General features: G+C 37.1%; 30 protein-coding genes. 13 read left to right on the plus strand and 17 right to left on the minus strand.

Annotated elements, in window-relative coordinates:
- Positions 1-34: 34 nt before the first annotated feature.
- A complete protein-coding gene (locus PROVRUST_RS17295) occupies positions 35-1,078 on the minus strand; it encodes a divergent polysaccharide deacetylase family protein (RefSeq protein ID WP_039855873.1) in 1,044 nt (347 codons plus the stop codon).
- Positions 1,079-1,113: 35 nt separating this feature from the next.
- Complete coding sequence (gene envC / locus PROVRUST_RS17300; protein ID WP_006816196.1) at positions 1,114-2,406, minus strand: murein hydrolase activator EnvC; 1,293 nt, start codon at positions 2,404-2,406, stop codon at positions 1,114-1,116.
- 433 nt (positions 2,407-2,839) lie between these two features.
- Here envC and PROVRUST_RS17305 point away from each other — a divergent pair, with 433 nt between their 5' ends.
- The 5 genes from PROVRUST_RS17305 to PROVRUST_RS17325 all read left to right on the plus strand — a co-directional run bounded on the left by PROVRUST_RS17305 (position 2,840) and on the right by PROVRUST_RS17325 (position 5,920).
- On the plus strand, positions 2,840-3,277 hold the full coding sequence (locus PROVRUST_RS17305) for a rhodanese-like domain-containing protein (RefSeq protein ID WP_006816197.1): 438 nt from the start codon (positions 2,840-2,842) through the stop codon (positions 3,275-3,277).
- A gap of 84 nt (positions 3,278-3,361) precedes the next feature.
- Positions 3,362-3,829, plus strand: coding sequence for a protein-export chaperone SecB (gene secB / locus PROVRUST_RS17310; RefSeq protein ID WP_006816198.1), 468 nt, complete (start codon positions 3,362-3,364; stop codon positions 3,827-3,829).
- Between the two features lie 9 nt (positions 3,830-3,838).
- Positions 3,839-4,867: an NAD(P)H-dependent glycerol-3-phosphate dehydrogenase gene (gpsA, locus tag PROVRUST_RS17315; protein WP_006816199.1), complete on the plus strand. Its 1,029-nt coding sequence runs from the start codon at positions 3,839-3,841 to the stop codon at positions 4,865-4,867.
- Between the two features lie 23 nt (positions 4,868-4,890).
- Positions 4,891-5,712, plus strand: coding sequence for a serine O-acetyltransferase (cysE, locus tag PROVRUST_RS17320; protein WP_006816200.1), 822 nt, complete (start codon positions 4,891-4,893; stop codon positions 5,710-5,712).
- Positions 5,713-5,725: 13 nt separating this feature from the next.
- On the plus strand, positions 5,726-5,920 hold the full coding sequence (locus tag PROVRUST_RS17325; RefSeq protein ID WP_006816201.1) for a hypothetical protein: 195 nt from the start codon (positions 5,726-5,728) through the stop codon (positions 5,918-5,920).
- A 15-nt stretch (positions 5,921-5,935) separates the two neighbouring features.
- Here the strand turns inward: PROVRUST_RS17325 and trmL are convergent, their stop codons facing one another.
- From trmL to cpxR, 13 genes are all read right to left on the minus strand, one after another.
- Complete coding sequence (gene trmL / locus PROVRUST_RS17330) at positions 5,936-6,439, minus strand: tRNA (uridine(34)/cytosine(34)/5-carboxymethylaminomethyluridine(34)-2'-O)-methyltransferase TrmL (RefSeq protein ID WP_039855894.1); 504 nt, start codon at positions 6,437-6,439, stop codon at positions 5,936-5,938.
- A gap of 151 nt (positions 6,440-6,590) precedes the next feature.
- The gene (gene galE, locus PROVRUST_RS17335) at positions 6,591-7,613 is read right to left on the minus strand and encodes a UDP-glucose 4-epimerase GalE (RefSeq protein ID WP_006816203.1); all 1,023 of its coding nucleotides are present in this window, start codon (positions 7,611-7,613) and stop codon (positions 6,591-6,593) included.
- Positions 7,614-7,644: 31 nt separating this feature from the next.
- On the minus strand, positions 7,645-8,592 hold the full coding sequence (locus PROVRUST_RS17340; RefSeq protein WP_006816204.1) for an NAD-dependent epimerase/dehydratase family protein: 948 nt from the start codon (positions 8,590-8,592) through the stop codon (positions 7,645-7,647).
- Between the two features lie 6 nt (positions 8,593-8,598).
- Entirely contained in the window at positions 8,599-9,636 is a 1,038-nt protein-coding gene (locus PROVRUST_RS17345; RefSeq protein WP_039855875.1) for a glycosyltransferase, read from the minus strand.
- Positions 9,629-10,774, minus strand: coding sequence for a hypothetical protein (locus PROVRUST_RS20590; RefSeq protein WP_006816206.1), 1,146 nt, complete (start codon positions 10,772-10,774; stop codon positions 9,629-9,631). The genes PROVRUST_RS17345 and PROVRUST_RS20590 overlap by 8 nt, the downstream gene beginning before the upstream one ends.
- Positions 10,761-11,861 carry a glycosyltransferase gene (locus PROVRUST_RS17355; protein ID WP_006816207.1) on the minus strand — a complete coding sequence of 367 codons (1,101 nt, stop codon included), beginning with the start codon at positions 11,859-11,861 and terminating at the stop codon, positions 10,761-10,763. The genes PROVRUST_RS20590 and PROVRUST_RS17355 overlap by 14 nt, the downstream gene beginning before the upstream one ends.
- A gap of 1 nt (position 11,862) precedes the next feature.
- The gene (locus PROVRUST_RS17360; protein WP_006816208.1) at positions 11,863-12,957 is read right to left on the minus strand and encodes a glycosyltransferase family 4 protein; all 1,095 of its coding nucleotides are present in this window, start codon (positions 12,955-12,957) and stop codon (positions 11,863-11,865) included.
- Between the two features lie 21 nt (positions 12,958-12,978).
- Positions 12,979-14,118, minus strand: coding sequence for a CDP-glycerol--poly(glycerophosphate) glycerophosphotransferase (locus PROVRUST_RS17365; RefSeq protein WP_006816209.1), 1,140 nt, complete (start codon positions 14,116-14,118; stop codon positions 12,979-12,981).
- Positions 14,119-14,121: 3 nt separating this feature from the next.
- Positions 14,122-15,345, minus strand: coding sequence for an oligosaccharide flippase family protein (locus tag PROVRUST_RS17370; protein WP_071599566.1), 1,224 nt, complete (start codon positions 15,343-15,345; stop codon positions 14,122-14,124).
- A gap of 17 nt (positions 15,346-15,362) precedes the next feature.
- Positions 15,363-15,794 (minus strand): FAD synthase family protein, encoded by a 432-nt coding sequence (locus PROVRUST_RS17375; protein WP_006816212.1) that lies wholly within the window; start codon positions 15,792-15,794, stop codon positions 15,363-15,365.
- Positions 15,791-17,311, minus strand: a complete 1,521-nt coding sequence (locus tag PROVRUST_RS17380; protein WP_006816213.1) for an asparagine synthetase B family protein — start codon at positions 17,309-17,311, stop codon at positions 15,791-15,793. Before PROVRUST_RS17380 ends, PROVRUST_RS17375 begins: the two co-directional genes overlap by 4 nt.
- An 846-nt stretch (positions 17,312-18,157) precedes the next feature.
- A complete protein-coding gene (cpxA, locus tag PROVRUST_RS17385; RefSeq protein ID WP_006816215.1) occupies positions 18,158-19,528 on the minus strand; it encodes an envelope stress sensor histidine kinase CpxA in 1,371 nt (456 codons plus the stop codon).
- Positions 19,525-20,223 (minus strand): envelope stress response regulator transcription factor CpxR, encoded by a 699-nt coding sequence (gene cpxR, locus PROVRUST_RS17390; protein WP_006816216.1) that lies wholly within the window; start codon positions 20,221-20,223, stop codon positions 19,525-19,527. Before cpxR ends, cpxA begins: the two co-directional genes overlap by 4 nt.
- Positions 20,224-20,374: 151 nt before the next feature.
- Here cpxR and PROVRUST_RS17395 point away from each other — a divergent pair, with 151 nt between their 5' ends.
- Entirely contained in the window at positions 20,375-20,941 is a 567-nt protein-coding gene (locus PROVRUST_RS17395) for a Spy/CpxP family protein refolding chaperone (protein WP_006816217.1), read from the plus strand.
- Between the two features lie 261 nt (positions 20,942-21,202).
- Here the strand turns inward: PROVRUST_RS17395 and PROVRUST_RS17400 are convergent, their stop codons facing one another.
- Both PROVRUST_RS17400 and PROVRUST_RS17405 read right to left on the minus strand, forming a co-directional pair.
- Positions 21,203-22,180: a phage integrase gene (locus tag PROVRUST_RS17400; protein WP_006816218.1), complete on the minus strand. Its 978-nt coding sequence runs from the start codon at positions 22,178-22,180 to the stop codon at positions 21,203-21,205.
- A gap of 66 nt (positions 22,181-22,246) precedes the next feature.
- Positions 22,247-22,540, minus strand: coding sequence for a helix-turn-helix domain-containing protein (locus PROVRUST_RS17405; RefSeq protein WP_006816219.1), 294 nt, complete (start codon positions 22,538-22,540; stop codon positions 22,247-22,249).
- A 127-nt stretch (positions 22,541-22,667) separates the two neighbouring features.
- Between PROVRUST_RS17405 and PROVRUST_RS17410 the strand changes: the two genes are divergently transcribed.
- The 7 genes from PROVRUST_RS17410 (at position 22,668) to PROVRUST_RS17445 (ending at position 25,501) form a co-directional block, all read left to right on the plus strand.
- Positions 22,668-22,940, plus strand: coding sequence for a Cox family DNA-binding protein (locus PROVRUST_RS17410; protein ID WP_006816220.1), 273 nt, complete (start codon positions 22,668-22,670; stop codon positions 22,938-22,940).
- A gap of 186 nt (positions 22,941-23,126) precedes the next feature.
- On the plus strand, positions 23,127-23,561 hold the full coding sequence (locus PROVRUST_RS17420) for a DUF5347 family protein (RefSeq protein WP_006816222.1): 435 nt from the start codon (positions 23,127-23,129) through the stop codon (positions 23,559-23,561).
- Between the two features lie 71 nt (positions 23,562-23,632).
- Positions 23,633-23,854 carry a DUF2732 family protein gene (locus PROVRUST_RS17425; protein ID WP_039855883.1) on the plus strand — a complete coding sequence of 74 codons (222 nt, stop codon included), beginning with the start codon at positions 23,633-23,635 and terminating at the stop codon, positions 23,852-23,854.
- Positions 23,847-24,068, plus strand: a complete 222-nt coding sequence (locus PROVRUST_RS17430; protein WP_006816224.1) for a TraR/DksA family transcriptional regulator — start codon at positions 23,847-23,849, stop codon at positions 24,066-24,068. The genes PROVRUST_RS17425 and PROVRUST_RS17430 overlap by 8 nt, the downstream gene beginning before the upstream one ends.
- A gap of 2 nt (positions 24,069-24,070) precedes the next feature.
- Positions 24,071-24,367 carry a DUF3850 domain-containing protein gene (locus tag PROVRUST_RS17435; RefSeq protein ID WP_039855885.1) on the plus strand — a complete coding sequence of 99 codons (297 nt, stop codon included), beginning with the start codon at positions 24,071-24,073 and terminating at the stop codon, positions 24,365-24,367.
- Positions 24,360-25,184, plus strand: a complete 825-nt coding sequence (locus PROVRUST_RS17440; RefSeq protein WP_006816226.1) for a DNA adenine methylase — start codon at positions 24,360-24,362, stop codon at positions 25,182-25,184. The genes PROVRUST_RS17435 and PROVRUST_RS17440 overlap by 8 nt, the downstream gene beginning before the upstream one ends.
- A complete protein-coding gene (locus tag PROVRUST_RS17445) occupies positions 25,181-25,501 on the plus strand; it encodes a DUF5405 family protein (protein WP_006816227.1) in 321 nt (106 codons plus the stop codon). Before PROVRUST_RS17440 ends, PROVRUST_RS17445 begins: the two co-directional genes overlap by 4 nt.
- Positions 25,502-25,580: the final 79 nt, after the last annotated feature.

The raw sequence follows: 25,580 nt of genomic DNA on the forward strand, positions 1-25,580 counted from the left end.
GATGAACCCTTTTTATTGGGTATTTTAGTTGCTTCTAAGATGATTTTTTCTCAGAGAGCAAGGGTTGCAGAGTCTTGTCTTGGTAAATGGCCTCGACGACTGACATCAAAAACTCAATTCCTTGTAAGCGAGTTTGAGGGACTTCAATATCACAAACACCTATTTCAACTGGCTGCTCTGGCTGGTTAATTCCCGATTCAGGAGCCGTTGGTTCGCTGATCGCTGGCTCAGTTGGCTTGATAGGTTCAACAGGCTTAGTGTCTAATTGAACAGGCGTTTGGGATTCCGGCTTAGCGGGTTTCATCCCTTCTGGTTGCATTCTTAGAGGTTTACGTGGCTCAGTGGTTGTTGGTTGGTTATTGACTAAAGTACTGACAGGCACTAACTCAACATCCGCAGGGATAAGCGGAATAAATTTTTGTAATGCTCGCACCGTGGATGGGTGCGGGTGGCCAATAGCAACGGCACTTCCATGCTTGCGAGCATAGGAAATCGCTTTATTAAGCTGAGCGCGAGTTTCTTCTTCAGATTGGTGGTTATCAATGAAGATATTGCGTTTTGTGGATGGTACTCCAAATTCTTTAGCGGCATTTTGTGCTTGTGTATTACCGATGGTCACACTATCCAAGAAAAATAAATTAGATTGAGACAACGAGCGCATCACATTGCGCATACCCGATAGGCTGGAGGTCATCTCACTTCCCATATGATTATTCATGCCTTTGGCATGGGGGACGCGGCTGATCGCATTTTTAATGATTCGGTCAACGTCTTCTGCACTCATGGAGGGAGTGAGTGTGTCTTTTTCGAGAGGTTGTTTACTCAAGGGTTTCATTGGCATATGGATTAAAATATCCCGCCCTTGCTGATAGGCTTGTGTTGCAACCTCTATGCCATGGGGCGAGTTAGGAAGAATGGCAATGCTGATAGCTGCTGGCATGGCGAGTATTTGGTTATCTTCTTTTGCGCGGTAACCAAAGTCATCAATCACAATCGCCAGCTTTGCTGCACTCGCCTGCGAGCAAATGACTATCAGCAGTAAACTAGTCAAAAATTTTATTGGCGAGCACTTCAACATAATTATTTTCCTAACATTTTGGTGCCTTGGTTCAGCTATTTGCCTAACCAAGGTCGAGGGTTAACAGTTTTACCTTGCCTACGAATTTCAAAGTAGAGGGATGGGCGCTCTTGTCCGCCACTGCTACCCACTAAAGCAATCGGCTGCCCTGCTCGGACTTCTTGCCCGACGTTCACTAATGCGCTCTGGTTATAACCGTAAAGGCTCATATCCCCTTTACCGTGTTCCACGACGACCACTAATCCATAGCCTTGTAACCAATCGGCAAGTAACACTCGACCGTCAGCAATGGCTTTAACTTGGGTACCTTCGTTGGCCGCGATCACCATGCCTTTCCAGCGTAACTCACTGGAGATAACATCCCCATAATTATGCAGTGTTGAACCGCGCACTGGCCAGATTGCTTGCCCTGCTGGACGACCTAAACCTCCAGTTCTGGACATCAATGATTGCTCACTGTCTGATGGCTTATAAGTGGAACCTTTTTGTTTCGCTTGGCGTTCTTTTTCTGCCACTTGAGCACGAATCTTAGCAGCTTCCCGAGCTTCTCGTTCCGCTCTAGCTTTTGCTTCACGTTCAGCTCTGGCAATTTTATCGCGTAATCTTGATTCGTTTTGTCTCAGTACAGCCAGATTTTTTTGATCTTCTTTTAGCGCACTGTCTAACGCGGTGAGTGTTTTTTGTCGAGAAGCTTTGGCATTATCCAGTTTTTGTTTTTCTTGTTGCAGTCGTGCAAGCGCCGCTTTTTGTTCAGCTTGTTTTTGTTGCTCTAACTGTTTTTGTTGGTGTAACTCTTGGGTGGTTTCTTCCAGACCAATAATCGTTTTTTCACGGGCTTGGTTCAGATAACCGTAATACGCAAGAATTCGCTCTTCACGCTGACCTTCTTCACCCTTTAAGAGTAGTGATAAACCTTGATGTTTTCCAAGGCGAAAAGCGGCATCAAGTTGTTCAGCGAGTAATTTTTCTTGCTCAATTTTTTTCTTTTGTAATTGGCTGATATTGCCAGATAGGGATGAAATCTCTTTTTCTAGTTGTTTTAATTGATTTTGAGTTTGGTGTAACCCACGGCTAGCCGTTGAAATACTTTGTTCTTGCTGCTTGAGTTGTTCGAGAAGATTATTTTTTTGGGCTTGTTGTTCTCTAACACTTTTCTCTTTTTCAGCAATACTTTTTAGAAGGTCGTTTAACTGACCTTTATTTTCAGTGATCTGATTTGCTTGTGCCGTTGGGTAGGGCACAAAAGCAAATAATCCCAAACCAAGCAGGGCGGGAATCATAGCCTGACGAACAAAAAGAGTTTTTATTCGATTGGATGTATGGGCCATTGTGATAGATCACCTCAATTAAATACAATAACTGATTATTTCATCTGCTAGTCATGCTTTCCAGTACTCTCTTAAAAATAGTACTAAAAGCCTTAAAAATTAAGAGAGTTACTATTATACCGTATGCAACTAAGTTAAATTTCAGGGGGTATTATTACTGATTTTTGGCGTATAGCTAGTTTTGATGTGCTTTTTCTGATTTCGCCAGTAATTAATTTACCGTCAAAGCTTTGTCTGAGCGTGTTTATGATAAAATGTTTGCGTACAGCTTCGAGAAAAGAATCCTTTTTTCAGTAAAAAGGTGTTAACTCTGCGAGTCTTTTCGCAAAAAAGACATTCTAGTTTGCGCTAATTGGCTGTAATTAGCTCAACACAAAGGTATACTCTGAACCCTTTGATATTCGTTTTTAACTAACGGGAGTAATTGCCCCCCATGATCCAAGAAATCATGCAATTTGTCAGTCGTAACACCTTTGTTAGTCTGACCTGGGTAGTGTTATTTGTTGCTGTAATCGTTATGACCTTCAGAGGCCTATTGTCTAAAACTAAAGTCATTGTGCGTTCTCAAGCGATTACGATGATTAATAAAGAAGACGCGGTAGTTGTGGACCTACGTTCACGAGAAGAATTCCGTAAAGGGCACATCATTGATTCAATTAACTTAACACCATCTGAAATTAAAGATAATAATTTAGGTGAGCTGGAAAAACATAAACAGAAACCTGTTATTGTCGTTTCTGCAAGTGGAATGGAATCTGGGAAACCAGCTGAACATCTTGCACAACACGGTTTTGAAAAAGTCTTTGTCCTGAAAGAAGGGATCGCTGGTTGGGCAGGTGAAAACCTACCACTGGCTCGCGGTAAGAAGTAATTATTCGACATTACATCAGTCACTGAATATATGTCGGCAATTGAATATATCTCGAAACTCTAATATGGAAGTAAGGTAATTATTATGTCAGAACAAAACAACTCAGAAATGGTATTTCAAATTCAACGCATTTATGCAAAAGACGTTTCATTTGAAGCACCTAATGCACCACAAATCTTTCAGAAAGAGTGGCAACCAGAGATCAAACTGGATTTAGATACGTCTTCAACTCAATTAGGTGAAGGGGTTTATGAAGTTGTTCTGCGTGTAACCACTACCGCGACTCTTGGTGAAGAAACTGCATTCCTGTGTGAAGTTCAGCAAGCGGGTGTGTTCTCAATTGAAGGCATCGAAGGGACTCAAATGGCGCATTGTTTAGGTGCATACTGCCCGAACATCCTGTTCCCATATGCGCGTGAAGCCATTACTAACATGGTGGGACGTGGTACTTTCCCACAATTGAACTTAGCTCCAGTTAACTTTGATGCGCTGTTCATGAACTATTTACAGCAGCAACAAGGTGAACAAGAGCAGACCCCTGAAGTTCAATAAGGTCTCTTAATGAAAACTGCTTCAATGACAGTTATCGGTGCCGGCTCGTACGGCACCGCTTTAGCCATTACTTTAGCGCGTAATGGCCATGAGGTGGTGTTGTGGGGGCATGATCCTGCACATATCCAGAAATTAAACCAAGAACGTAGCAATCAGGCGTTTTTGCCTGGCGTTTCTTTCCCTGATAGTTTATTTCTCGAGACAGACTTAAAAAAAGCCGTCGAAGCGAGTCTGAATATCTTGATAGTCGTACCGAGCCATGTATTTGGTGATGTACTCAAGCAAATCCAACCTTATCTGCAGGCGGGTTCCCGTATTATTTGGGCAACCAAAGGCTTGGAAAGAGATACGGGGCGCTTGTTGCAAGATGTAGCGCGTGAGGTATTAGGTAACGAAATTCCTCTGGCGGTACTATCGGGACCGACATTTGCGAAAGAGCTAGCCGCAGGCTTGCCTACCGCCATTTCTGTAGCGGCATCTGATAGCCAATTTGGTGATGACTTACAGAAGCTATTCCATTGTGGTAAAAGTTTCCGTGTGTATAAAAACCCAGACATGATTGGTGTTCAGCTTGGTGGTGCCGTGAAAAACGTGATTGCGATTGGTGCGGGTATCTCCGATGGCATGGGGTTTGGTGCGAATGCACGTACAGCATTAATCACCCGCGGGCTGGCTGAAATGAGCCGCCTAGGGGTATCACTCGGGGCAGACCCTTCCACATTTATGGGTATGGCTGGTCTAGGGGATTTAGTGTTAACCTGCACAGATAACCAATCTCGTAACCGTCGATTCGGCATGATGCTCGGTAATGGCGTTAGTGTTGAAGATGCGGAAAAAGACATTGGGCAAGTAGTTGAAGGTTATCGCAATACCAAAGAAGTGAAAGCGCTCGCAGAGCGTGCAGGTGTTGAGATGCCAATTACTGAGCAAATTTATCAAATTCTCTATTGCCATAAAGATGTGTTAGAGGCCGCACAAGCACTGCTTGGGCGTGCAACAAAAGATGAAATTGCGGATATGCCTAAGTTATCGAGCTAAATAAAAAATAGAAGAGAGCCATTATGTCGCGTGAAGAACTGGATAGAATTTGGGGATATATAAAGGAAGAAGCCAAAGCGCTTGCTGACTGCGAACCGTTACTTGCCAGTTTTTTTAATGCGACACTGCTGAAACATGAAAACCTCGGCAGCGCTCTCAGCTATATGTTAGCCAATAAACTCAGTTCACCGATTATGCCTGCCATGGAAGTGCGTGAAATTGTTGAGGAAGCTTATCGCAATGATGAGCAGATGATTTTCTCCGCTGCGATGGATCTTTCCGCTGTTCGCCTGCGTGACCCCGCCGTTGATAAATATTCCACTCCACTGCTGTATTTAAAAGGTTTTCATGCCTTGCAAGCTTATCGGATCGGTCATTGGCTATGGGGCGAAGGGCGTAAGGCGTTAGCTGTATACCTGCAAAATCAAATTTCGGTTTCTTTTGGTGTTGATATTCATCCCGCAGCCCAAATTGGTTGTGGCATTATGCTCGACCATGCAACGGGTATTGTGATTGGTGAAACGGCGATTGTTGAGAATGATGTTTCGATTTTACAGTCGGTTACTCTCGGCGGTACCGGTAAAACTTGCGGCGATCGTCATCCTAAAGTACGTGAAGGGGTCATGATTGGTGCAGGTGCAAAGATTTTAGGCAATATCGAAATCGGCCGTGGTGCAAAAATTGGTGCTGGCTCTGTGGTGTTACATCCAGTTCCACCTCATACAACTGTTGCTGGAGTCCCAGCTCGCATTGTAGGTAAACCAACCAGCGATAAGCCATCTCTGGAAATGGATCAAAACTTTAATGGGAACATTGATGGTTTTGAAGATGGGGATGGGATTTAGGTAAGGAGATAGAGTGGTAGAGAAAGTATGTATTATTGAGTCTTTGCAGCAATGTGATGTTGCTATAAATCACAAGAGAGTATCGTGTATAACTGAAGCGTCCTTACTTGAAAAACTCAATGAATATAATAGCCATTCAGATATTTTCATCCAAGCTAGCCCTATAGAGATTGACCATTCAGAAGATAAATTAAAGGAGCTTAATTAGCTCCTTTATTATTTTCTAATCTTTCAGCAATGCGCCCGGATATCCCAACTGACGCCATGCCTCAAAAACCACCACCGCAACAGAGTTCGACAAATTCATACTGCGGCTTTCTGCCAGCATTGGAATGCGAATTTTCTGCTCCATCGGCATATTGTCGAGCACATAAGGCGGTAAGCCTCGAGTTTCTGGACCAAACATCAAATAGTCATCTTCGCGATAGCTGACATTGCTATGGCTCGGTTTGCCTTTGGTGGTTAATGCAAACACCCGAGTACCGCTTTCTGACTGATTATTATCCGGATTTAAACCTTCACTTTCTAAAAAAGCATAGTAGTCATGATGGTGTTTGATATCAGCAAATTCACTGTAATCCAGCCCAGCACGGCGTAGCCGTTTATCATCCCAAGTAAATCCAAGTGGATGAATAAGGTGCAAACTAAAACCCGTATTAGCGCATAAGCGGATGATATTCCCGGTATTTGGTGGGATCTCTGGTTCGAATAAAACAATATGTGGCATAGCGTTAATTAGATATTTTTCGGAATAAAAAGATGATGCAGAGTTTACGCGCAATTTTGTCAATATGCATCCATTGCGTGGGGCGGGGAGTTGGGGGATATAAAAAAGGCGAGCTGGTGGCTCGCCTAAAAATTCATATTTAAATAGTAAATTATTTATAGCCGTTAGGATTCTTTGATTGCCAGCGCCAACTATCATCGACCATATCTTGTACTGAATATTGTGCTTTCCAGCCTAAATCATTGAATGCTTTTGTAGGGCTAGACCAACATTCCGCGATATCACCTGGGCGCCTAGCAACGACTCTGTATGAAATTGGCTTATTAGCGGCTTTTTCAAAGGCTGCGATCATTTCTAAAACACTGGTGCCTTTGCCTGTACCAAGATTATAAATATATAATCCTGATTTTTGGCTTGTATGGGTCAGTGCAGCAATATGGCCATCGGCTAAATCCATCACATGGATATAATCACGCACACCCGTTCCATCAGGGGTTGGATAGTCATCTCCAAATACCATAACTTCTTTATGACGCCCGACAGCAACTTGAGCTATATAAGGTGTTAAATTATTTGGGATACCTTGCGGATCTTCACCAATTAACCCAGATTGATGAGCACCAACAGGGTTGAAGTAGCGTAATAAGGTAATGGACCATTCATTTTTTGCGATATGCAGGTCTGTTAAGATACGCTCTACCATATACTTACTGGTACCGTAAGGATTGGTGGTGCCACCTACTTTTGAATTTTCAGTCAGTGGTACTTCTTCTGGATCACCATATACTGTCGCCGAGGAGCTGAAAATTAAACTTTTCACGCCCGCTTGCTGCATGCTTTGAACTAAAACTAAGGTGCCATTCACATTCACATCATAATATTCAATTGGTTTTTCAACTGACTCACCAACCGCCTTTAGACCTGCAAAATGAATGACGGATCTAATGGAATGCTCGGCAAAAATAGTATCCAAAATTGCTTTATCACGAACATCCCCTTGGTAGAACGTAGGTTTAGTCCCCGTGATAGTTTCAATGCGGTTAAGTACTTCAAGATTGGCATTATGCAGATTATCCAAAATAATCGGTTGGATACCTTGCTGGATCATTTGCACACAGGTATGGCTGCCAATATAGCCAAGACCGCCGGTGACTAGAACGCTGGGGTTGTTCATGGTTGAGTCCTATCTATAAACCTTTCTGAATTTATTTAAATTCGTACTGAACTGTATTAGCGATACCTTGTTCCAAAGTGACTGGCGGAACAAAAGAGGTATTTCCAATATAGTTTGATTTAAATTGTGTACGAGCACAGAATTTTTTTACACGAATACTACTCACTGGGAATTCTTTCCCTGTGAGTTTAGAAAGTACGTCAAAGCAATAGCCACCTAAAATTCCAACTGGATATGGAATGCGGATATTGGATTTTGGTTTATCTAAAGCACCACAGATGATTGTAGTTAATTCATTCATCGTAAAATCAGGTTTATCGATGTAATTAAATACGTGCTTGCCTTCTGTGAAGGTGGTGGCAAATAGTATGAATGCTGCAATGTTTTCAACATATGCCATTGATTTTTGGTTGTTACCCGAACCGATCATTAAGAAGCGACCAGATGCGATTTGGCGGAATAAGTTATAAACATTCCCACGGTTATTTTCACCAAACACAACGGTTGGACGAATGGTAACTAAGATTTTATCCGCAGACTGCGCCTGCCATGCGTCATAGACATATTCTGCTTCTAATTTAGATTTACCGTAGTGGTTGAATGGATGATATTCGCCATCTTCACCCGTTTCTTTCTCAACGAAACCATAAACAGCAACAGATGAAGTAAAAACAATATGTTTGATGCCGAGTTGGTCTGCAACATTACAGACATTCTTCGCACCATCAACATTGACGTCGTAATAAAGACTTATTGGATGAACATTATCTTTATGTTTAGCTGATAGGTTGATAATGACATCACTGCCTTTTAATGGCTCGATAAGTGTTTCTGGTTTAGTGACATCACCAAATTCCCATTTTTCAGGGTGCGCTTCACTTTTTTCGATATCAACAATTTTGAAATCGATATTTTGAGATTTTAATTGGTTTGACAGACGTGTTCCGATAAAACCGGAACCACCGATGATTGTTAGCATAAACCATTATCCTTGAATTAGTTTGATATATTCAGTCGCGACAGATTCAATATTAAATTGATACCGTGTATTTTGTGCACAATTATAATAGGCTAAATAATTTTCTGATATTTCTGTCAATGCCTTAAGTAAATTGTCCACATCATTATTCATTAATAGTCCATTACTTTTTCCATCGGAATAATATATAAGTTCAGAGCATCCACCAACATCACTTAAAATTAATGGTAAGCCAGCGGAACCTGCCTCTATAGCTGACATTGGTAACCCTTCGCTATCAGAGCAAAGAACGAAGATATCAAAGTCATGATAAGTATTAAAATTATTAATTTCACCTAAGAAAAATATATTTTTATGTCTATCGGAACATTGTGATTTGAAACTTTCAAGCAGAGGGCCATCACCAACTAGATAAAAATCTACGGAAGGTGTTTTTTTCGCTGCTTCAATAAATAAGTCAGCTCGCTTAGGATGAATCATTCTTCCTACAAAAAGAGCTTTTAATCTATCGTTTACGTTTTCTTTTCTTTTTAGTGGGGATATTCTATTTTTTATAACGGAAATTTTATTTTCACTTATACCAATAATGTTCATGGCATTTTTTTTATCTTGCTCGGAAACACAAAGGATAGTATTCGAAATCAATGATAATGATTTTTCAATCCAACAAAAAACATTTTTAAATTTCCCTCCGTTATATATACAGGACCAACCATGAGAGACATATATATGATTATGAGGTTTTAGTAGTTTAGCTAGACGAGCATATAGACCAGCATTAGCTGAATTTGAAATAACAGTATCAATATTATTTTTTTTCAAGATTTTTGATATTTTAAAAATGCAAGATGGTTTTTTAGCGCTTGCCAATTCAGGAATGATAAATGTATTTTCAATTGAAAAGTAATTTGTCAACCAACCATTTTCTGATGTTATTAAATATACATCGAAGGTGGGTTTTAATATGTTATATAATTCTAACACCCAAGTTTGAGCGCCGCCAATTTCAGATTTAGTGATTACAATAGCAATTTTATTATTCATATTTTTTGGCATTTTTTTGGGATATAATAATTATTAATATAATAAATAAATTAAAAAAAATGAAGGTGGGTGAGGATATTTTCATAAAGCATAATAAAATTAGTGATTTTTCTTTGAAATTAAAATTTATATGAGCCAAGAAAATTAAAAAGGTAATAACCAATAAAATGCCTATAGGTACTCCAAAAATCACAAAAAATGAACCAAATATAGTAAGGTCATATAAAGCTTCGTAAAATAAAGGCGCAGATATGCTTTTACCAGTCAATCCATAACCAAAATATAAAAGATGTTCAGAAGATAGAAGATTTTTAATTATTTCAAATTTAATATTATTACTGGAATCGAGACCAGATTGAAATATATCGTAACGTTCTAATATTTCCGGTATGGAAATTAGTAATAATGGGCATAGGAATAATATAAAAATAGGAAGGTTATTTTTTTTGAATAAAATTATTGTCAAATATAGGGATATCAATATTATTCCAAGTGTCGATAAAGTTAAGAAACAACTTATTGCACCTATAAAATAATACACATCTAATTTTGGTTTTATAAGGTAATATATTGTTAATAGGGATACGATTATACCTGATATAATGGATGGTTCCGCAGTTAATCCTGATGGTCTAAACGCCCCATTGGAATAAGATGTTCGGGAGTTTATGCCGCCTAACATTTCAGAATAATCGATATTAAAACTAAGTAAATAATAGGATGAAAATTGAATTATAACGGAAAGAGATAAGATAAGTATTACAATTCTTATAGATTTTATGTAAGTGTCATTATTAAATCTCGATATTTTCTCAAATATAAAATAGCTACAAATAATCCAAAAACACACTCGCATCGTTTGTAACCAAATTAACTCTTGGTGTAATAAAAAAAATGATTGAATACTAGTCCAGACTAAAATGAAAGAAATTAATGATAATGTAACTATTAGACTTCTAATTTTCACAGAATTATTAGATAAATAAATGAATGTGGAAATAAATCCAAGAAATACGAGTTGAGTACCATAAGTAATTATAGGAGATGGTAATATAATAGAAAAAAAAAGAATTATACTACTCAATAACCATACGTCAGAAGATTTTTTTATATCTAGGTTGATTTTATTTTTTTGCATTTGAATATATTTCAATCCAGTTGGATACGATATTTTCAATAGAAAAATTATCTTCAATGTGTTTTCTTGCTAACTTTTGGAGATTTTCTTTATCTAGATTTGGCATTGATATGGCTTTTAATATAGCATCCGAAAGTTTTTTACTATCTTTAATAGGTACTAGAAATCCATTATTACCTAATACCTCTTTAACCCCACCACTATCAGTTGCAATAGTTATTCTTTCGCATGACATCGCTTCTGCCACAACTAAACCAAAGCCTTCCCACTCCGATGAAAGTACAAAAAAATCACATGCAGACATCCAATCATGAATATTATCTTTTAAACCTAAAAAAATTACATTACTCTCAAGATTTAATTTTTTAGTCAAAGAGTGAAGCTCTTCTTTTAATTCACCATCACCAATAATTAAAATTTTTATATTGGAGTAGGTAGCTCTAACATGAGAAAAAGCAACTAATAAGTTAGGGTAATCTTTAGCTTTTGTTAACCGGCCGACAGATAGAAAGACAATATCATTTTCAGAAATATTTAATTCACTTTTAATTGAAATCCTAGATTTTTGAGAAAATGTAAATTTAGTTGTATCAATTCCATTATATTGTGTTCGGATTTTATTCGGTGTTACAGCTTTTTTTTCTAGAAACTCATCAACTGCTTCTTGACTTACATTAGTTGATATGTCAGCTAGAAAGTCAGTAAATCGATATGAGAGCATTCGTAGCCTGCCACCTTCATTTTTATTATGCATAGTTGATACTAAAAACTTCATTGGTGTGGATATGCGTAATAATCTAGCAAATATATTGGCGTGAATCATGTGGCTGTGAACAACATCAGGTTTAATTTTTATTATTATCTTACGAGCTGAAAAATAGGCTTTAATAAAACCGAATAAAGATTTTTTTAAATTTAGACAATCAATCTTAACTTCAGATTTTTGTGGTTTTATGATTAATGTATCAGTTAGAGATATAATATGTACAAAATGCCCCCTTTTTACATATTCATCTGCAAGGTTACAAAGTTGTTTTTCTGCACCTCCCATACCTAGTCCTGTTGTTATAAAAACAATTTTCATCATGCTATTTTCTCAGTAATTCTATCCAAAGAGGTAATATATTTTCCATGGAAAATCTATTGGAATTTATTATTGATTTTTTTTGAAATTGATTATACATATCATAATCTAACTCTAGCAATTGAATGGCATTTTTTATATGTAATGATAGGTCTTGTATATCATCAGGCTTACATAGCCACCCGGATTTATTATGTTGAATTATTTCACTTGGACCAACATCACAATCGAAAGAAATAACGGGTAACCCACATGCCTGAGCTTCCAATATAACTAACCCAAAGCCTTCAAACCTAGAGCTTAAAATAAAATATGAGGCAGTATAGTATTCTGCTAAAATGTTAGAGGTATTAGGAACTATTTGTACCGAAGAATTTAAAGATAATTCCATTATCATATTTTTTAGTTTAATTTCATCTTCACCAGAACCTACAATTCTTAGTTTCCAATTTGGATATTGCTTGCTAATTATCTCCCATGATGAAATTAATATATCAAAACCTTTTTGATGAGTTAATCGCCCAACAGCAAGAATTATTTTTTCTCTTGGAATTAGACTTCTATCGTGGGGATTATTAGAGTTTATAGTTATTGGATTAGGAATAACACAAATGTTTTTTACTGAAGTATTTTTTATCCAATAAGATTTATCCTTTTCAGTTAAGGTAATAATCATATCTGCATAATAGGCAGTAATATTTCGAATTTTTTTTCTGGATGATTTTCCAAGCGTCACATTATAATTGAAATGTTCCCAACTATAATGTTTAGTTTCATGCATGCCAAATTTTGCAGGTATAGTATATATTGATAGCATTGTGTCGACATCAATAATAGCATCAAACTTATTAAGTTTTAGGAAGCGCCTTAATTTAAAAATAGTCATTGGGAGCTGAATAAAGGCACTATATTTTTTGGCATGTAGTTGAAATACCTTCACGCTTTCATTTAAATCAAAAAAAGGTTTCTCTCCACCACTTAAATTTAGAATTGACACATCATAGTTTTTCTTGGCTAATTCATTAGCTATAACGGATGTTATTCTTTCCGTTCCACCTGAATTGTTTAAGTTGCCAATGAAAAAACAAATTTTAAGCATATTCACGCTATACCTTATTAATTATAATTGTTCATTTATTATTTTTTCAACATTACTACAAAATGTTGTATCAGAGTAATGAGCATATATGGATTTTGTTTTTTTATGCTCATTTTTTCTTACATAGTGAAGAAAATTAAAGAGTGAATTGAAATCATTTATTTTTAACGTATTTAATTCAGATTCTTGAATATTAAAATATAGTGGTCTCAAGTATTTCTGGCTGGAGTAGGTATCAATACCTATTGGTTTCGATGTATATACATAGTCAAAAATAACAGATGAAACATCACTTATTAATCCAGAAGAGTCTGATAACATAGAATAAAGTTTGCTTCCGATGAAATCAAAGTCATCATATTTAATTACTTTAATATTTTCACAGTTGAATGAGGAGAAATTCCAGTCATTTAAAATATCATAAGGGTGTAATTTAATATAGATAATTAGTTCTAACTGGGAAAGAACACTATTCAGCTCTTTGAATTTTGATAATGGTAGAAAGCTAATGTATCCATCATTAATTTCACCATCATTAAATGACTTTTCACGTAATGAGCCATTTTTTGATTTGAAAAATGTAGGCATCCATATTATAAAGTTTTTCATGTTTTTTTTATCAGCTATTGCTGTAGATGATAAACGTTTAGTTATCCAGTCATTTCTAGGAAGCCCTGTTGTAATCATTTTACATGAAGGTGATGCTATACTGCTTTGCATAAATGGAATAAAGTAATCAGCCCCAGAGATCAATATATCTTGTTGACATATGGTTTCGTTAATATCTCTTCCTATTTTTTTTATAGGGCTACCATGCCACAATGAAACAACTATTGGAAACTTAGAGAATTTGAATTTTTTATAGCCTGAACCATGTGTGTTAATGTGTACTTTTGATATAAGGGAGTAGTAAATTTCTTTTATTGAATTTACTTTTATATACTCAAGGTTTGTTATTTTTTCTGACAGCATTACTTTTTCAGTATACTCAATATCCTTAACAACCCAAATACATCGCCATTTTTTGTTGCTTTTTATATGGTGATAATATGCTAAGGCATTGTCAGATAGATCTGGTGTGCTATAAAATAAAATTATATTTTTCTTAATCGATATGACATTTATTAATTTAATAAATAGTAAGGTTATATTTTTCAACATAATTTATGGATTATTTTTTAATTTTAAAAAGAAAAAAATTCTAGTCAACATGACTAGAGTTTCTGTTATTAAAATAGAACAAGCTACAGAGTAGGCGGTTATATTTTCTAGTTGGTAGAGGGTAATCAGGCTGATTAATTGAAATAGACATCCTAATCCTGTAGTCTTATTAGGTATATCTAGTCTATTTAATGTTGCAAATGCAGGGTATCCAAAATTCACACCAAGAAAATTAACTAATGTACAAATTATAAAGATATTCAATACTTGATATGCATCAATATATTCTTTTCCATAAAAAATAGTAATTATGTCTTTTGAAAAAAACAAACAAAAAAGACATAATATTGTGAGTGGAAATAATACTATTGCGATAAATTTATATAATATATTTTTTTCACCAGTTCTTGCAATGTGAGGAAATATGGCTTGACTTACGGGAGATGTAATACTTTGTCCAGCTTGATACAGTTTCTCTGCACTAGAAAATAAAGCTGCTTGATTAAGCCCTGAATAGCTACCAACAATGAATGTGCTTGCAGATGTATATATAACGACAGATGCTCGTGATAAAAAATATGTATAGCTGCTTTTTAATATATTGATTATGTCGTATAGAGAAGGGAGTTTGATGCTGTATTTATTTAAATAAATTGAAACGATACTAAAAATAGCACCAATGAAATTAGATACTAATAGGCAATATAATGTAGTATCAATATCATCATTTTTTTTCACAAATGAAAAAACCAGTAAAACATAGCTTAATTTAGATAGAGCCATGAATATAGTTATATTGAACATTCGTTCAATACCTTGAAAGAACCAAGTTGGTTGAAATGACTGAAATATAATGATTAGGGATAATGTTAATAAATAGGTTTCTTTTTTTTGAATGGGTAAGGTTGTGATTTTCAAAATATAGATTGATAACATTATTATCAATAATATTATCAATAATAATTTAATGCAAAATACAGCACCAATATGTTTTGAAACTTTTATTCTATCATCTCTATTTTTTGCTATCCAATATGTAGAAGATAAATTAAATCCAAAATCTGAAATGACTAAGCATATGGATATCATAGACATTGATAACATTAACAATCCGAATCCATCAATACTTAATGTTCTACTTAAATAAGGTAATACAAGCAATGGCGATATATAATTAAAAAGTTGAATCAATGTTAAAGATAGTATATTTTTATAGATCCGATTCATTATCAGTATGCTTAATTTTATATATTGTCAGTGTTATTATTTCTGAGATGATTTAATGTTGTGTTGATTAATGTACTTGATGTACCTTGTGTATATGGGAAATAAATAACTTTACAACCAACTTCTGCTAATTCATTTTCATGTTGTTGCCATTTTTCTGTTGCATACCAATCATCGCCTACAAAAAGATAGGAAGCTTGACATTTTTTTGCAGCAGCAGCCTTATCCATATTATTTTGTGGTATTGCAACGTCAACATAGCGGCACGCTCTTACTACTTCAATTCTCTCATGATATGGAATTACAGGTTGCTTTCCTTTATAAGAAACCAATTCATCAATTGTGACTCCTACAATTAATTTATCACACATTGATTTAGCATTACGTAATATATTTACATGCCCAATATGAAATAGGTCATAAACACCGCTAGTATATCCAATAATCATTTTTGTAATACCTTTAGATTTTCATTAAACCATAATTCATATGAGCTTAATTTATCATGGTTTGTGAAAATAGTTTCCAAATTAACAGGGAACCCAACTTTTTTTTCATACGCAAAATCGCGACCTAAATAGTTACTAAGTAGATCTCTTAGTGGAACCTTTCCAAGTGTTTTACTCATCAAAGATTTAGCACTATATTTTACAGCTAGACTAAATATATGTTGATTAGCTAGCGGTTCTCGACCCTCTACACCAGCTGCCATTAAAGCAAAATCTAATCGTCTAAAAAGAACTGGCATATGATATCTAATGAAAAACCATCGTACTTTTTCGAAGGGATTCACTATTTTTATACTAGAAAATAACTGTTTAAACGTATTATATAGTTTAGAGCCTTTCTCTGGTGTAATGTAACAATACATATCCAAAAATATATCTAAGTCAAAATTATCTACTTCACTTGCCCACTTGAAAATTCGATCATATCCAGCAAAAAACTCATCGGCGCCCTCTCCAGAAAGTAATACTTTAATACCATCTTTTGCTGCAATTTTAGCGATTTGATATAAAAGTACTTCATTAGGAACAGAAAGAGGTTCTCCTCTTAAATTTAAAAGATAATTGAAGTCATGGAGATATTGCTCTGGTGTACATATTGCTATTTTCAAGTTTTCAATTTTTTTCGATTGCAAATATGATATATCAGCATCTCCTTCAAATCCAATTGAATAATAGCGGTCAAACTTACCAATGGCTTTTAATAAATTACTATCAATACCTTTACTTAAAAGTAATCCAATCGGTGCATCAGAGATTTTTCTAGAGTTAAGCCCTTTAGTTATAGCGGCTAGCAGCTCTACTTCTGATATGTCACTGTAGTTTTCATTAAGATATTCTGATGCTTGAAAATAATATCCATTTATTAAGCATTCTCCTGGATTAACTTGAGATATTCCATCAAAGTATGAGCCACTAAAAATAGGGGCTCTAGTTGCTTTATATTCTTCAATGCTATCAGGATTGACTTTTAGATTGAAAATTTTTTTAAGTGTATTAGGTTCTGAAGAAAAACTATAGCTGTTACCTTCTTTATAGAAAAAAAGTGGTTTTACACCAAATCGGTCTCTAGCGGCATATTCAATTTCATTGTTTTTATTTATATAAACAAATGCAAAAAATCCATCTAATTCATTTAAAAATAATTTTTTATTTGTGATTAATTCATTTAATAATAATGTATCACTTTTAAATTCTCGGTCGAAATATTTATATCCTAATTCTTTGTAGTTTAATATTTCACCATTAAATACCAGTAATCCACCATGAAGATCTTTAACTGGTTGATTAACGCCTGACTCCAAATCGATAATAGAGAGTCGAGCATGATATGCGTGCCAATCTCCATTACTAATGATTCCTGAAGAGCCATCAGGACCTCTAAATCGTAATGTACTCTCTAAAATTTTTTCGTGTTGCTTATTTATTGAATAATGATTTGAAATAAAAAATCCACACATTATTTTTGCCTTTGTTATTTTAATAGAGTCGCAATATGAATATAACACCCATAGCTACCGCACTGGGTTTTCGGGTCCCAGAGCTCCATTGAGTTTTCAATTCTAATGCTTATTCATTGAATTCCTTGCAAATTTTATCATCAAGGTCAATGAATAAACACTGCTTCTGACTATCATCTCAGCGGGTTTTCCCACAATTGACACAATCAATCAAAAGCCCTTAATAATAACACTAAAGACTGAGGGTGACTATCATATGAGTCGCCCTAAATCATATTGATACCATCAGATTGAGTAAGTGGGCAAATTGCAGCCTATAACGTTATATTACGTAATAAAACACTGCTAGCTGTTAAGGATTTCACATAAAGCAGTTTTTTTGCGTAAACTCCGCGGCTAAATAGTGCATCAATCAACCATGAATATGAATCAGCAACGCCTAGTGACACTATAAGAATACTGATATTTATCCTCATAATCATATCTATGTTATTAAAATATCAGAAAAACAAATTATCCGCGTGAATTTGGGGGTTAATAACGCAATCGAATTTGGTAGAGTCTTATGAGAATTATCTTACTGATAAAATTATAACTATTTTAGATAGCAATTTCGTCAAGGAAAATACCTTATGGTAATTGGCAAAAATGATTTAAATATGAATATCAAAATTCGATAAATAATTAGTACTCAATAACAGAACCTATGGATCTATTTACAGCTATTTTATTTACGCAGATATTGGCTAAGATAATTTGCAATAAACCATAAAAAAGCCTCCAGTCGAAATGATATCAACTGAAGGCTTCTACTCTATCTATTCTTATACAACTATGGATGAGATTCTAGCGCCCGTGCTCTGGCAGCCAAATCTGTAATCGTAAGCCTCCGAGCGGGCTGTCATCCGCTTTTACCCAGCCTTTATGCTGCGAAATTGCGGTTTCGACAATCGCTAAGCCCAATCCCGTGCCTCCTGATGCCCGGTCACGCGCCTCATCAGTACGGTAGAACGGACGGAAAATGTGCTCACGGTCTGCAGGGCTAACACCCGGGCCATCATCATCGACGGTAATCAGCACACCATTATTTTCTTCTTTGAAATTAACGGCGATATGGGTATTGGAATAACGTAGCGCATTACGCACGATATTCTCAAAGGCACTCCCCACTGCGGAAGGATTACAATACAACGACCAAGGGCCTGGCGGCGAAATTACATCTAAGGTTTTATTCATCTGCTCAGCTTCAAAGCTGGCATCATCCAGAATATCTCCCCAAAGCTCATCGGCGGTGATATTTTCTCGCAGGATCTCATTTTTGTGCTGACTGCGTGACAGTACCAGCAAGTCATTGATCATACTGTCTAATCGATGAGTCTCTGTTTCGATACGTTCCAACTCTTTACTTTCGCCATGACGACGGCGCAATAGTGCAGTCGCTAATTGTAGGCGAGTCAGTGGTGTACGCAGTTCATGAGAAATATCAGAAATTAACCGTTGTTGAGCGGTCACCATACCATCTAACGCACTGATCATATGGTTGAAACTGTTACCCGCCGAGAGGAATTCTTGAGGCCCAGATTCTAACTCAGGATGAGGGCGTAAATTACCTTTGGCCACATCATCCGCCGCCATTTTTAGCTTACGGGCTGGACGAGCCAAACTCCATGAAAGCCATAAAAGTAGAGGCGCACTGATCAACATTGTGGCAATTAATAGCAAGAAAGGTCGGTCGAACAGTAAGTTAATAAAGTCTGACTGTGGGCTACTTGACGGACGAACTAAATACAGTTGGTAGTGATCCTCGCCATCTCGAATCGAGAAAGGGCCCAGAATTTCAGCTCGACCGTACTTTTTCTTTTTCGGGTGATCGGCATTATCGGATTGACCGATAAAGTTACGGATCACCTGCATTTCACTCGGCATAGCGCCAATGACGCGCCCTTCACTGGTCACAATAATCAGCCGTTGACCGGGTGGCGCCCACTTTTTGATGGCGTTAGAAATCCGCCGCCACCAAAGCAGGTCGTTCATCGGTGCTTGCGCGAGTTCAGCTTCAATATGTTGCTCAAGCATTTCCCCTTGGCGTTGCTCACTTTCCATTAGGACGGTGAGCTGCCTTGAGTCTAGCTTGGGCACCATCAGCACTAGCATTAAAACCAGTGCGAGGGTGAACCAGAAAATCGCAAATATTCTAGCGGTTAAGCTGTTGATCATGTTGCCGAAACCATTAAGTAACCACGACCACGTAAAGTTTTAAACCACGGCTGCCCATCGGTACGTTCAGGAAGTTTGCGACGTAAATTTGAAATGTGCATATCAATCGCACGGTCAAATGGCGTGAGGCGTTTACCTAGGACTTCTTGGCTTAAATGTTCTCTGGAAACCACTTGCCCCAAATGCTGCGCTAATAAATAGAGCAGGGTGAACTCGGTTCCGGTCAAATCCAGAATTTCGTTATCGAAACTGGCTTCTTGACGACCTGGATTGAGCTGTAATTTATCCACTTGCAATGTTGGGGTATTACTATTGTCGCCTTGAGTTTGCTCGCTCCAGTTTGAGCGGCGTAATAAGGCTCGAATACGCGCAACCAGTTCTCTATCATTAAATGGTTTTGGCAGATAGTCATCAGCGCCTAGTTCTAAGCCGAGGACTTTATCCAATTCACTGCCCCGAGCCGTTAACATAATGACGGGGGTTTGATGTAATTGGCGTAACTCTTTTAATGTCTCAATCCCATTTTTCTTTGGCATCATGACATCAAGGAGTAATAGGTCAATGGATGAGTCGATTTGCTGCAATGCCTGTTCACCATCATAGGCAATGACAACATTGAAACCTTCCATTTCCAGCAGTTCTTTTAAGAGCGACGTGAGTTCACGGTCGTCATCAACCAATAGGATTTTATGCATTAATTAAGTCCTCCAACTGCCAAAATACGATAAGAATCTTTACTATTCCATGACTTTACGTTCTTTTACATGCTCTGACGCTAGTTTGCAGCCGACCGCGTATATTTATCCGTATTGAATCACGAGCACAGTTCGGAGACAAGGTATCTAAATGCAAAGAATAGTACATAGAACAATAAATAGTTCAGTACATAAAACAGCAGCATTTGTTTTAGCTTCTGCATTTATTTTTGCACCTGTCACTGCACTTGGTGAGTCATCAGAAAATAGTACGAATAATGATGAAATGCCAATTCTTGTGTTACAGATGCAGTCAGAACAATCAGAGCCAACAACTCGCATTTCTATTCAAGTTCAAAACCATGAATTGTTTAGTCATGAGGAGCGAGCAAGTACTTTTTTGTTCAATGGTATCACGTTGAATGAAGAACAACGCCAAAGATTACGCGATTTGATGGCTACCCAGCGACATCGACATGTTGAAGATGCTGAGTCAGTCCAGCAACATAATGAATTACACAAACTTATTATATCGGATAGCTTCGATGAAAAAGCTGTTCGAAAACAACTTGAAAAGCAATTGCAAAAAGAACTGGATGAACGTGTAGATATGGCACGTATTCATTATGAATTATACCAGTTACTGACGCCAGAGCAGAAGGCGCAACTTGAGCAAATTCATCAGCATAAGATGGCTGAATTTCAAGTTAAGCAATAGATATCCTAGTAGTGAAAATTGTTGAGTTTTAAAGCCTGTAGTTGAGTTCTTAAGTAAGTAGTGAAGTAGCAATAACTGAAGTTTTTTCCTTGCCATAGACACCATCCCTGTCTTTATAGCCCCTTTTAGGGGCTTTTTTTTCAATGACTTACAAATCAAATCATTAAAAAACAACAAGTTATAACTTGTTAAATGATTATAAAAGTTCATAAAAGCTTTTAGAGGTGGACGGAATGTGGACGGTCGCCCACCTCAAGACAATTAAATTTTTATGTCATTTAACGGGTTGAGTTTTATTGCTAACTCTAAGTAATCTGGCGCTAAGTGAGCATATACCATTGTCTGATTAATGCTTGCATGACCAAGAATTTCTTTAAGAGCAACAATATTCCCACCATTCATAACAAAGTGACTAGCAAACGTATGCCGCAAAACGTGAGTAGCTTGACCCCTAGGGAGTTCAGGGAACAAATTTCGTAATGCAAGCCTGAAAGTCTCGTAATTTATGTCAAATAGCGGACCTGAATCTTTAGTCTTAATTTGTTCAGACAGTTTGTCAGATATCGGGATAATCCGCTTCTTGCCATTTTTTGTTTTCAAAAATGTTACTCTTCCATTCTGAACTTGCTCACTGTGTAATGCTGCACCCTCACCCCACCTTGCACCGGTACTTAAACAAAGGAGAGCGAAAAGCTTGTAATCACCAGTGAACTCATTTAGCAAAGAAATAATTTGTTCCTCACTAAGAAAAATAATTTCAGGAGTTTCCTCTTTTAATGGAGGTAATCCATTTAGTGGGTTTTTATAATCAAGCAATTCTAGGGTTTCAAGCGCAGAAAACATGCCAGATAAACGGTACATATCCCGATTTATTGTTGTCGCTTTGATACCACTCATCAGTCTATTCCCCCTGTGTTCAAGTAGGGTTTGTTTGCCTAGTTGATTCAGAGTGGGGTTTCCCAATAGCTTAATTGTTTTTCGTAACTGCATTCTTTCAATTTCGCCATTCTCTAATGTTTGTCCGTGGTATAACCACCATTTATCGAGAATAGCGTCTAGTCTCAATCGTCCTGATAGTGTTGCGTTTTCAGCATAATCTTGGGCGTTGACTATTGCATATCTTTCAAAAGTTAATGCCTCTGATTTGCGAGCAAAAATCCTTCTTAATCTAGCCCCTTTGCTTCCGTTAGGGCGAATGTCCACTTCGTATCGACCATCATTGAGCTTCTTAATTGCCATAAGTAAGCCCTCCGATGTAACTGACTGACTGTGACCAGCAGTAATCAGAATATAGATATAGAACGTCTAACCAGTTTTCTTTTCTGAGCGGGGTGAGGTTTCTTTCTCTTGCCCACAGTGTGCGAGAGCCGGTGCTATTTGACCCGCTTCTGGCGCTACTTTGTCATTCAGTAACCATAGCGTGTATTTTTCAAATCGTGGATGGTTGGTTATTTGAAGAATGGTATTTAAGGCAGGGTTGGAGTGTCCTCCTTCATAATTTTTTAATGTACTTAGTGGAAGTTGCAGTAGCTCGCAAAATTTAATTTGAGTTAATCCTTCGGCTTGCCTAATGGCTCTTATCTTCTGAGAAATATTCATTGACAGGTTCCAATGTCCAGACTATATTTCCCTCAATGGTTTTAAAATTAAAACCATTGAGGGCGTGAAAACCCCTCAAAACCAGAGATAAACAGTTTTAAAGGGTTTGATCTAACGAGGGTAGCAAATGAACAAAGAGCAAATCAATGTAAAATATCCGGTTAACGCTGTGCCTGTTGCTAAGTTTGCCGAGATGATTGGTAAAAGTAAGGGCGCGGTTGACTCCATGGTTAAAAGTGGAAAATTGCCAGTGATCGAATTTAGAGATCCAACAAAGCCGGAAAGTCGAGCTGGGGAGGTTTGGATTAGTATCACTGCTTTTAATAAAGGTATGGATGAGGCTCACTCAAATCGACCGAAAGAACAGCGTGATGCATGGCTTTTATGGTTGGGTTTGTAATATGGGAGTCATACAGGTTTCAACACATAGCTTTAAGTATCGTAACTTTCAAATAGTTATGTTACCGGCGAAGGCGCTGAATCCAGTAACTCGCTTTCATGTTCAACGTGATGATAATTCTTTCGGGTTATTTGATTCGATGTCTCAAGCAACTAATTACATCGACAGCCTTTACGGGGTTTGATTATGGGCAGCGCAGCAATGAAAGAAAAACATAATCACGGCGAAAAAGTAGATACAGCCAAAATTATTAGCTTTCAATCAAGCTTGTCTAGCGCTCATTGCAAAAAAAGAAAATCATATGACAGATACTTTAATGATGGGGGAACGATAGAAGAACGCACTGCGGCACTAAATAGAGCTGCGGAAATGAAAACAGAATTATTAAAATGTCGTAAAGAAGAGCCGAATAATCAACAGCTATCAGGTTTCATTGATTATTTAAGAGAACAAGACGAAAGAATATTAAATATGATTTTTCATCTTGCGAAATTAAGTGAAAAAAGAGAAATGAAATTTGATGATTTAAATGTTGCCGAGCAAAAGCAGCTTATTACAGCACTCAATCAAATAAAGGCATTAAATGCATTAATTCCGAATCAAATAGCAATGCCAATCTAATTTAATTAACCAATAAAAATAATGACATTAATTTGTCAGGACTTTTTACAACCTGAATATAGGTAATGAATATGAAGAAATTTCCTGATCCAGTGTTTACCCCAGTTGCAGAAAACATCAAAGCCAACCGAGAAGATGAGCGAAAAACGCTTGTTGACGGCTTTGCTGCTCGCCAGCGTTCTTTAGCTTACAAAGCGTTAAAAGAAAAAATGACCCATGTTGAAATTTTTCATTTGCTGATGGGTGACGCTGAGCATTTAGAAAATCAAGCTGCGGAGCTGAATCATGTCTAAAGAGATTGACCGCGCAAGTGAGCACGAAATGTTGATGCGAGAGCAGCAAATTAAAGCAGTTACAAGCCGTGTTGTTAGTGCTTCTGCTTTTGAGTGTGAAGATTGCGATAAACCAATTCCTGAACAGCGTCGCATAGCCTCAATGGGCTGTACTCGTTGCGTTGATTGCCAAGCGATTTTTGAGCTTAAAAGCAAACATTATCGGAGCGTGTGACGGTGAAAAGAAGACATGAGCTTAAGCTTGCACCTCGTTACTTTCGATTGGTTCAAGATGGTTTGAAAACAGCAGAATTTCGCCGTGCTGATAGAGATTTTCAGGTGGGTGACGAGCTGTTTTTACGTGAATTCAATTCAATCAATAAGCCATATGCCAGTTACACGGGTAATGCTATTTCATGCTTAATTACTGACATCACAAAGATTAACGATGTTTATCCTGAACTAAAGCCATTACCTGAATTTGTGATGATTTCTTTTTCAATTATTCGAATTGAGGATAATTTTCGTGGCTAAATCTAATAAAACTACCCTCAAGTGGGCTGGTTCTAAAGTTGGCATTATGGAGCAGCTACGCCATCATTTGCCTAAAGCAAGCCGCTTGGTTGAGCCATTTGCTGGCTCATGCGCAGTAATGATGAATACTGATTATGCGGAGTATTTAATTGCTGATGTTAATCCCGATTTAATTAATTTTTATGAAGCACTAGCATTTGTACCAGATGGAGTCATATTTGAAGCCTCAACTTTTTTTAAGCAAAATAATAATGATATCGATTATTATCGGCTTAGAAATGAGTTTAATAGCCCAAAATCAAGCATGTCTCAGGTTAGACAAGCTAGTTTATTTTTGTATTTAAATAGGCATTCTTTTAATGGGTTATGCCGTTATAACCAACAAGGCAAATTCAATGTTCCTTTTGGTAACTACAAGGCACCTTATTTCCCTAAAAATGAAATTGATAGTTTCTGTAATAAAGCCTATCTCACCAAAACTAGAATATTGAATCTTGAATGGCAAGATACATTATCACTCGTTGATTTTGGTGATGGTGTTTATTGCGATCCACCTTATATGGGGGATAGTTTCACTCGTTATCATACTGCCGGTTTTTCTGATGCAGACCAAGGAGCGTTGGCTGTTGCATTAAAAGATATTAATGACAGTCAAGGTAATCCTATTACCGTATCTAATTCTCTTACAGCAAAAGAGCTGTATCTTGATCTTGGCTTTACTGTCCATGAGATAGAAGCACCGAGAAAAATTTCAGCGAACGGAAATCGTAAATCGGCAACTGAAATTATCGCAGTTTTGGCAGGGGTTGAGTCATGATGCTTGACCCTAAAGATGGCGTATACATTAGCGGTACTCGCTTTGCGATTCAGCGCCATGTCGATGATTCTAAAAATGTTCAGTGGCGCTTACTGCAAATCAATAATAAAACTCGTTGTTATGAGTTGGTCTGTTGTAGCTCTGATCCGTGGTTTATTGCGATTGAGCTGACCTCATATCATGTCATGAGAGTAAAAGGGAAAGGCATCAAGACACTGGATGTTTACCGCCAGACTGTTGATGTCATTTCTCGTCGTTGTGAAACAGCCATTAATTTATTAAGACCAGAAACATTGGGCGGGGCGCTTAATGTCTAAGGTATTGGATTTCACGCAACAGGGATTAACTTATTCCGCTGATATGGATTTTCCGTATTCGTGGAATAAGCCCAAAGAA

It is taken from the genome of Providencia rustigianii DSM 4541 (assembly GCF_000156395.1).
In the GTDB taxonomy this organism is placed as follows: domain Bacteria; phylum Pseudomonadota; class Gammaproteobacteria; order Enterobacterales; family Enterobacteriaceae; genus Providencia; species Providencia rustigianii.

What these genes read in the sequence shown, in the direction of transcription:
- envC (WP_006816196.1), bottom strand. Translation starts at nt 2,406, where the DNA reads ATGGCCCATACATCCAATCGAATAAAAACTCTTTTTGTTCGTCAGGCT.
- PROVRUST_RS17420 (WP_006816222.1), top strand. Translation starts at nt 23,127, where the DNA reads ATGGGCAGCGCAGCAATGAAAGAAAAACATAATCACGGCGAAAAAGTA.
- PROVRUST_RS17305 (WP_006816197.1), top strand. Translation starts at nt 2,840, where the DNA reads ATGATCCAAGAAATCATGCAATTTGTCAGTCGTAACACCTTTGTTAGT.
- PROVRUST_RS17295 (WP_039855873.1), bottom strand. Translation starts at nt 1,078, where the DNA reads ATGTTGAAGTGCTCGCCAATAAAATTTTTGACTAGTTTACTGCTGATA.
- PROVRUST_RS17380 (WP_006816213.1), bottom strand. Translation starts at nt 17,311, where the DNA reads ATGTGTGGATTTTTTATTTCAAATCATTATTCAATAAATAAGCAACAC.
- cpxR (WP_006816216.1), bottom strand. Translation starts at nt 20,223, where the DNA reads ATGCATAAAATCCTATTGGTTGATGACGACCGTGAACTCACGTCGCTC.
- PROVRUST_RS17355 (WP_006816207.1), bottom strand. Translation starts at nt 11,861, where the DNA reads ATGATGAAAATTGTTTTTATAACAACAGGACTAGGTATGGGAGGTGCA.
- PROVRUST_RS17395 (WP_006816217.1), top strand. Translation starts at nt 20,375, where the DNA reads ATGCAAAGAATAGTACATAGAACAATAAATAGTTCAGTACATAAAACA.
- PROVRUST_RS17430 (WP_006816224.1), top strand. Translation starts at nt 23,847, where the DNA reads ATGTCTAAAGAGATTGACCGCGCAAGTGAGCACGAAATGTTGATGCGA.
- PROVRUST_RS17375 (WP_006816212.1), bottom strand. Translation starts at nt 15,794, where the DNA reads ATGATTATTGGATATACTAGCGGTGTTTATGACCTATTTCATATTGGG.
- cpxA (WP_006816215.1), bottom strand. Translation starts at nt 19,528, where the DNA reads ATGATCAACAGCTTAACCGCTAGAATATTTGCGATTTTCTGGTTCACC.
- trmL (WP_039855894.1), bottom strand. Translation starts at nt 6,439, where the DNA reads ATGCCACATATTGTTTTATTCGAACCAGAGATCCCACCAAATACCGGG.
- PROVRUST_RS17405 (WP_006816219.1), bottom strand. Translation starts at nt 22,540, where the DNA reads ATGAATATTTCTCAGAAGATAAGAGCCATTAGGCAAGCCGAAGGATTA.
- PROVRUST_RS17340 (WP_006816204.1), bottom strand. Translation starts at nt 8,592, where the DNA reads ATGCTAACAATCATCGGTGGTTCCGGTTTTATCGGAACACGTCTGTCA.
- PROVRUST_RS17370 (WP_071599566.1), bottom strand. Translation starts at nt 15,345, where the DNA reads ATGAATCGGATCTATAAAAATATACTATCTTTAACATTGATTCAACTT.
- PROVRUST_RS17410 (WP_006816220.1), top strand. Translation starts at nt 22,668, where the DNA reads ATGAACAAAGAGCAAATCAATGTAAAATATCCGGTTAACGCTGTGCCT.
- galE (WP_006816203.1), bottom strand. Translation starts at nt 7,613, where the DNA reads ATGAACAACCCCAGCGTTCTAGTCACCGGCGGTCTTGGCTATATTGGC.
- secB (WP_006816198.1), top strand. Translation starts at nt 3,362, where the DNA reads ATGTCAGAACAAAACAACTCAGAAATGGTATTTCAAATTCAACGCATT.
- PROVRUST_RS20590 (WP_006816206.1), bottom strand. Translation starts at nt 10,774, where the DNA reads ATGCAAAAAAATAAAATCAACCTAGATATAAAAAAATCTTCTGACGTA.
- PROVRUST_RS17365 (WP_006816209.1), bottom strand. Translation starts at nt 14,118, where the DNA reads ATGTTGAAAAATATAACCTTACTATTTATTAAATTAATAAATGTCATA.
- gpsA (WP_006816199.1), top strand. Translation starts at nt 3,839, where the DNA reads ATGAAAACTGCTTCAATGACAGTTATCGGTGCCGGCTCGTACGGCACC.
- PROVRUST_RS17400 (WP_006816218.1), bottom strand. Translation starts at nt 22,180, where the DNA reads ATGGCAATTAAGAAGCTCAATGATGGTCGATACGAAGTGGACATTCGC.
- cysE (WP_006816200.1), top strand. Translation starts at nt 4,891, where the DNA reads ATGTCGCGTGAAGAACTGGATAGAATTTGGGGATATATAAAGGAAGAA.
- PROVRUST_RS17345 (WP_039855875.1), bottom strand. Translation starts at nt 9,636, where the DNA reads ATGAATAATAAAATTGCTATTGTAATCACTAAATCTGAAATTGGCGGC.
- PROVRUST_RS17360 (WP_006816208.1), bottom strand. Translation starts at nt 12,957, where the DNA reads ATGCTTAAAATTTGTTTTTTCATTGGCAACTTAAACAATTCAGGTGGA.
- PROVRUST_RS17425 (WP_039855883.1), top strand. Translation starts at nt 23,633, where the DNA reads ATGAAGAAATTTCCTGATCCAGTGTTTACCCCAGTTGCAGAAAACATC.
- PROVRUST_RS17445 (WP_006816227.1), top strand. Translation starts at nt 25,181, where the DNA reads ATGATGCTTGACCCTAAAGATGGCGTATACATTAGCGGTACTCGCTTT.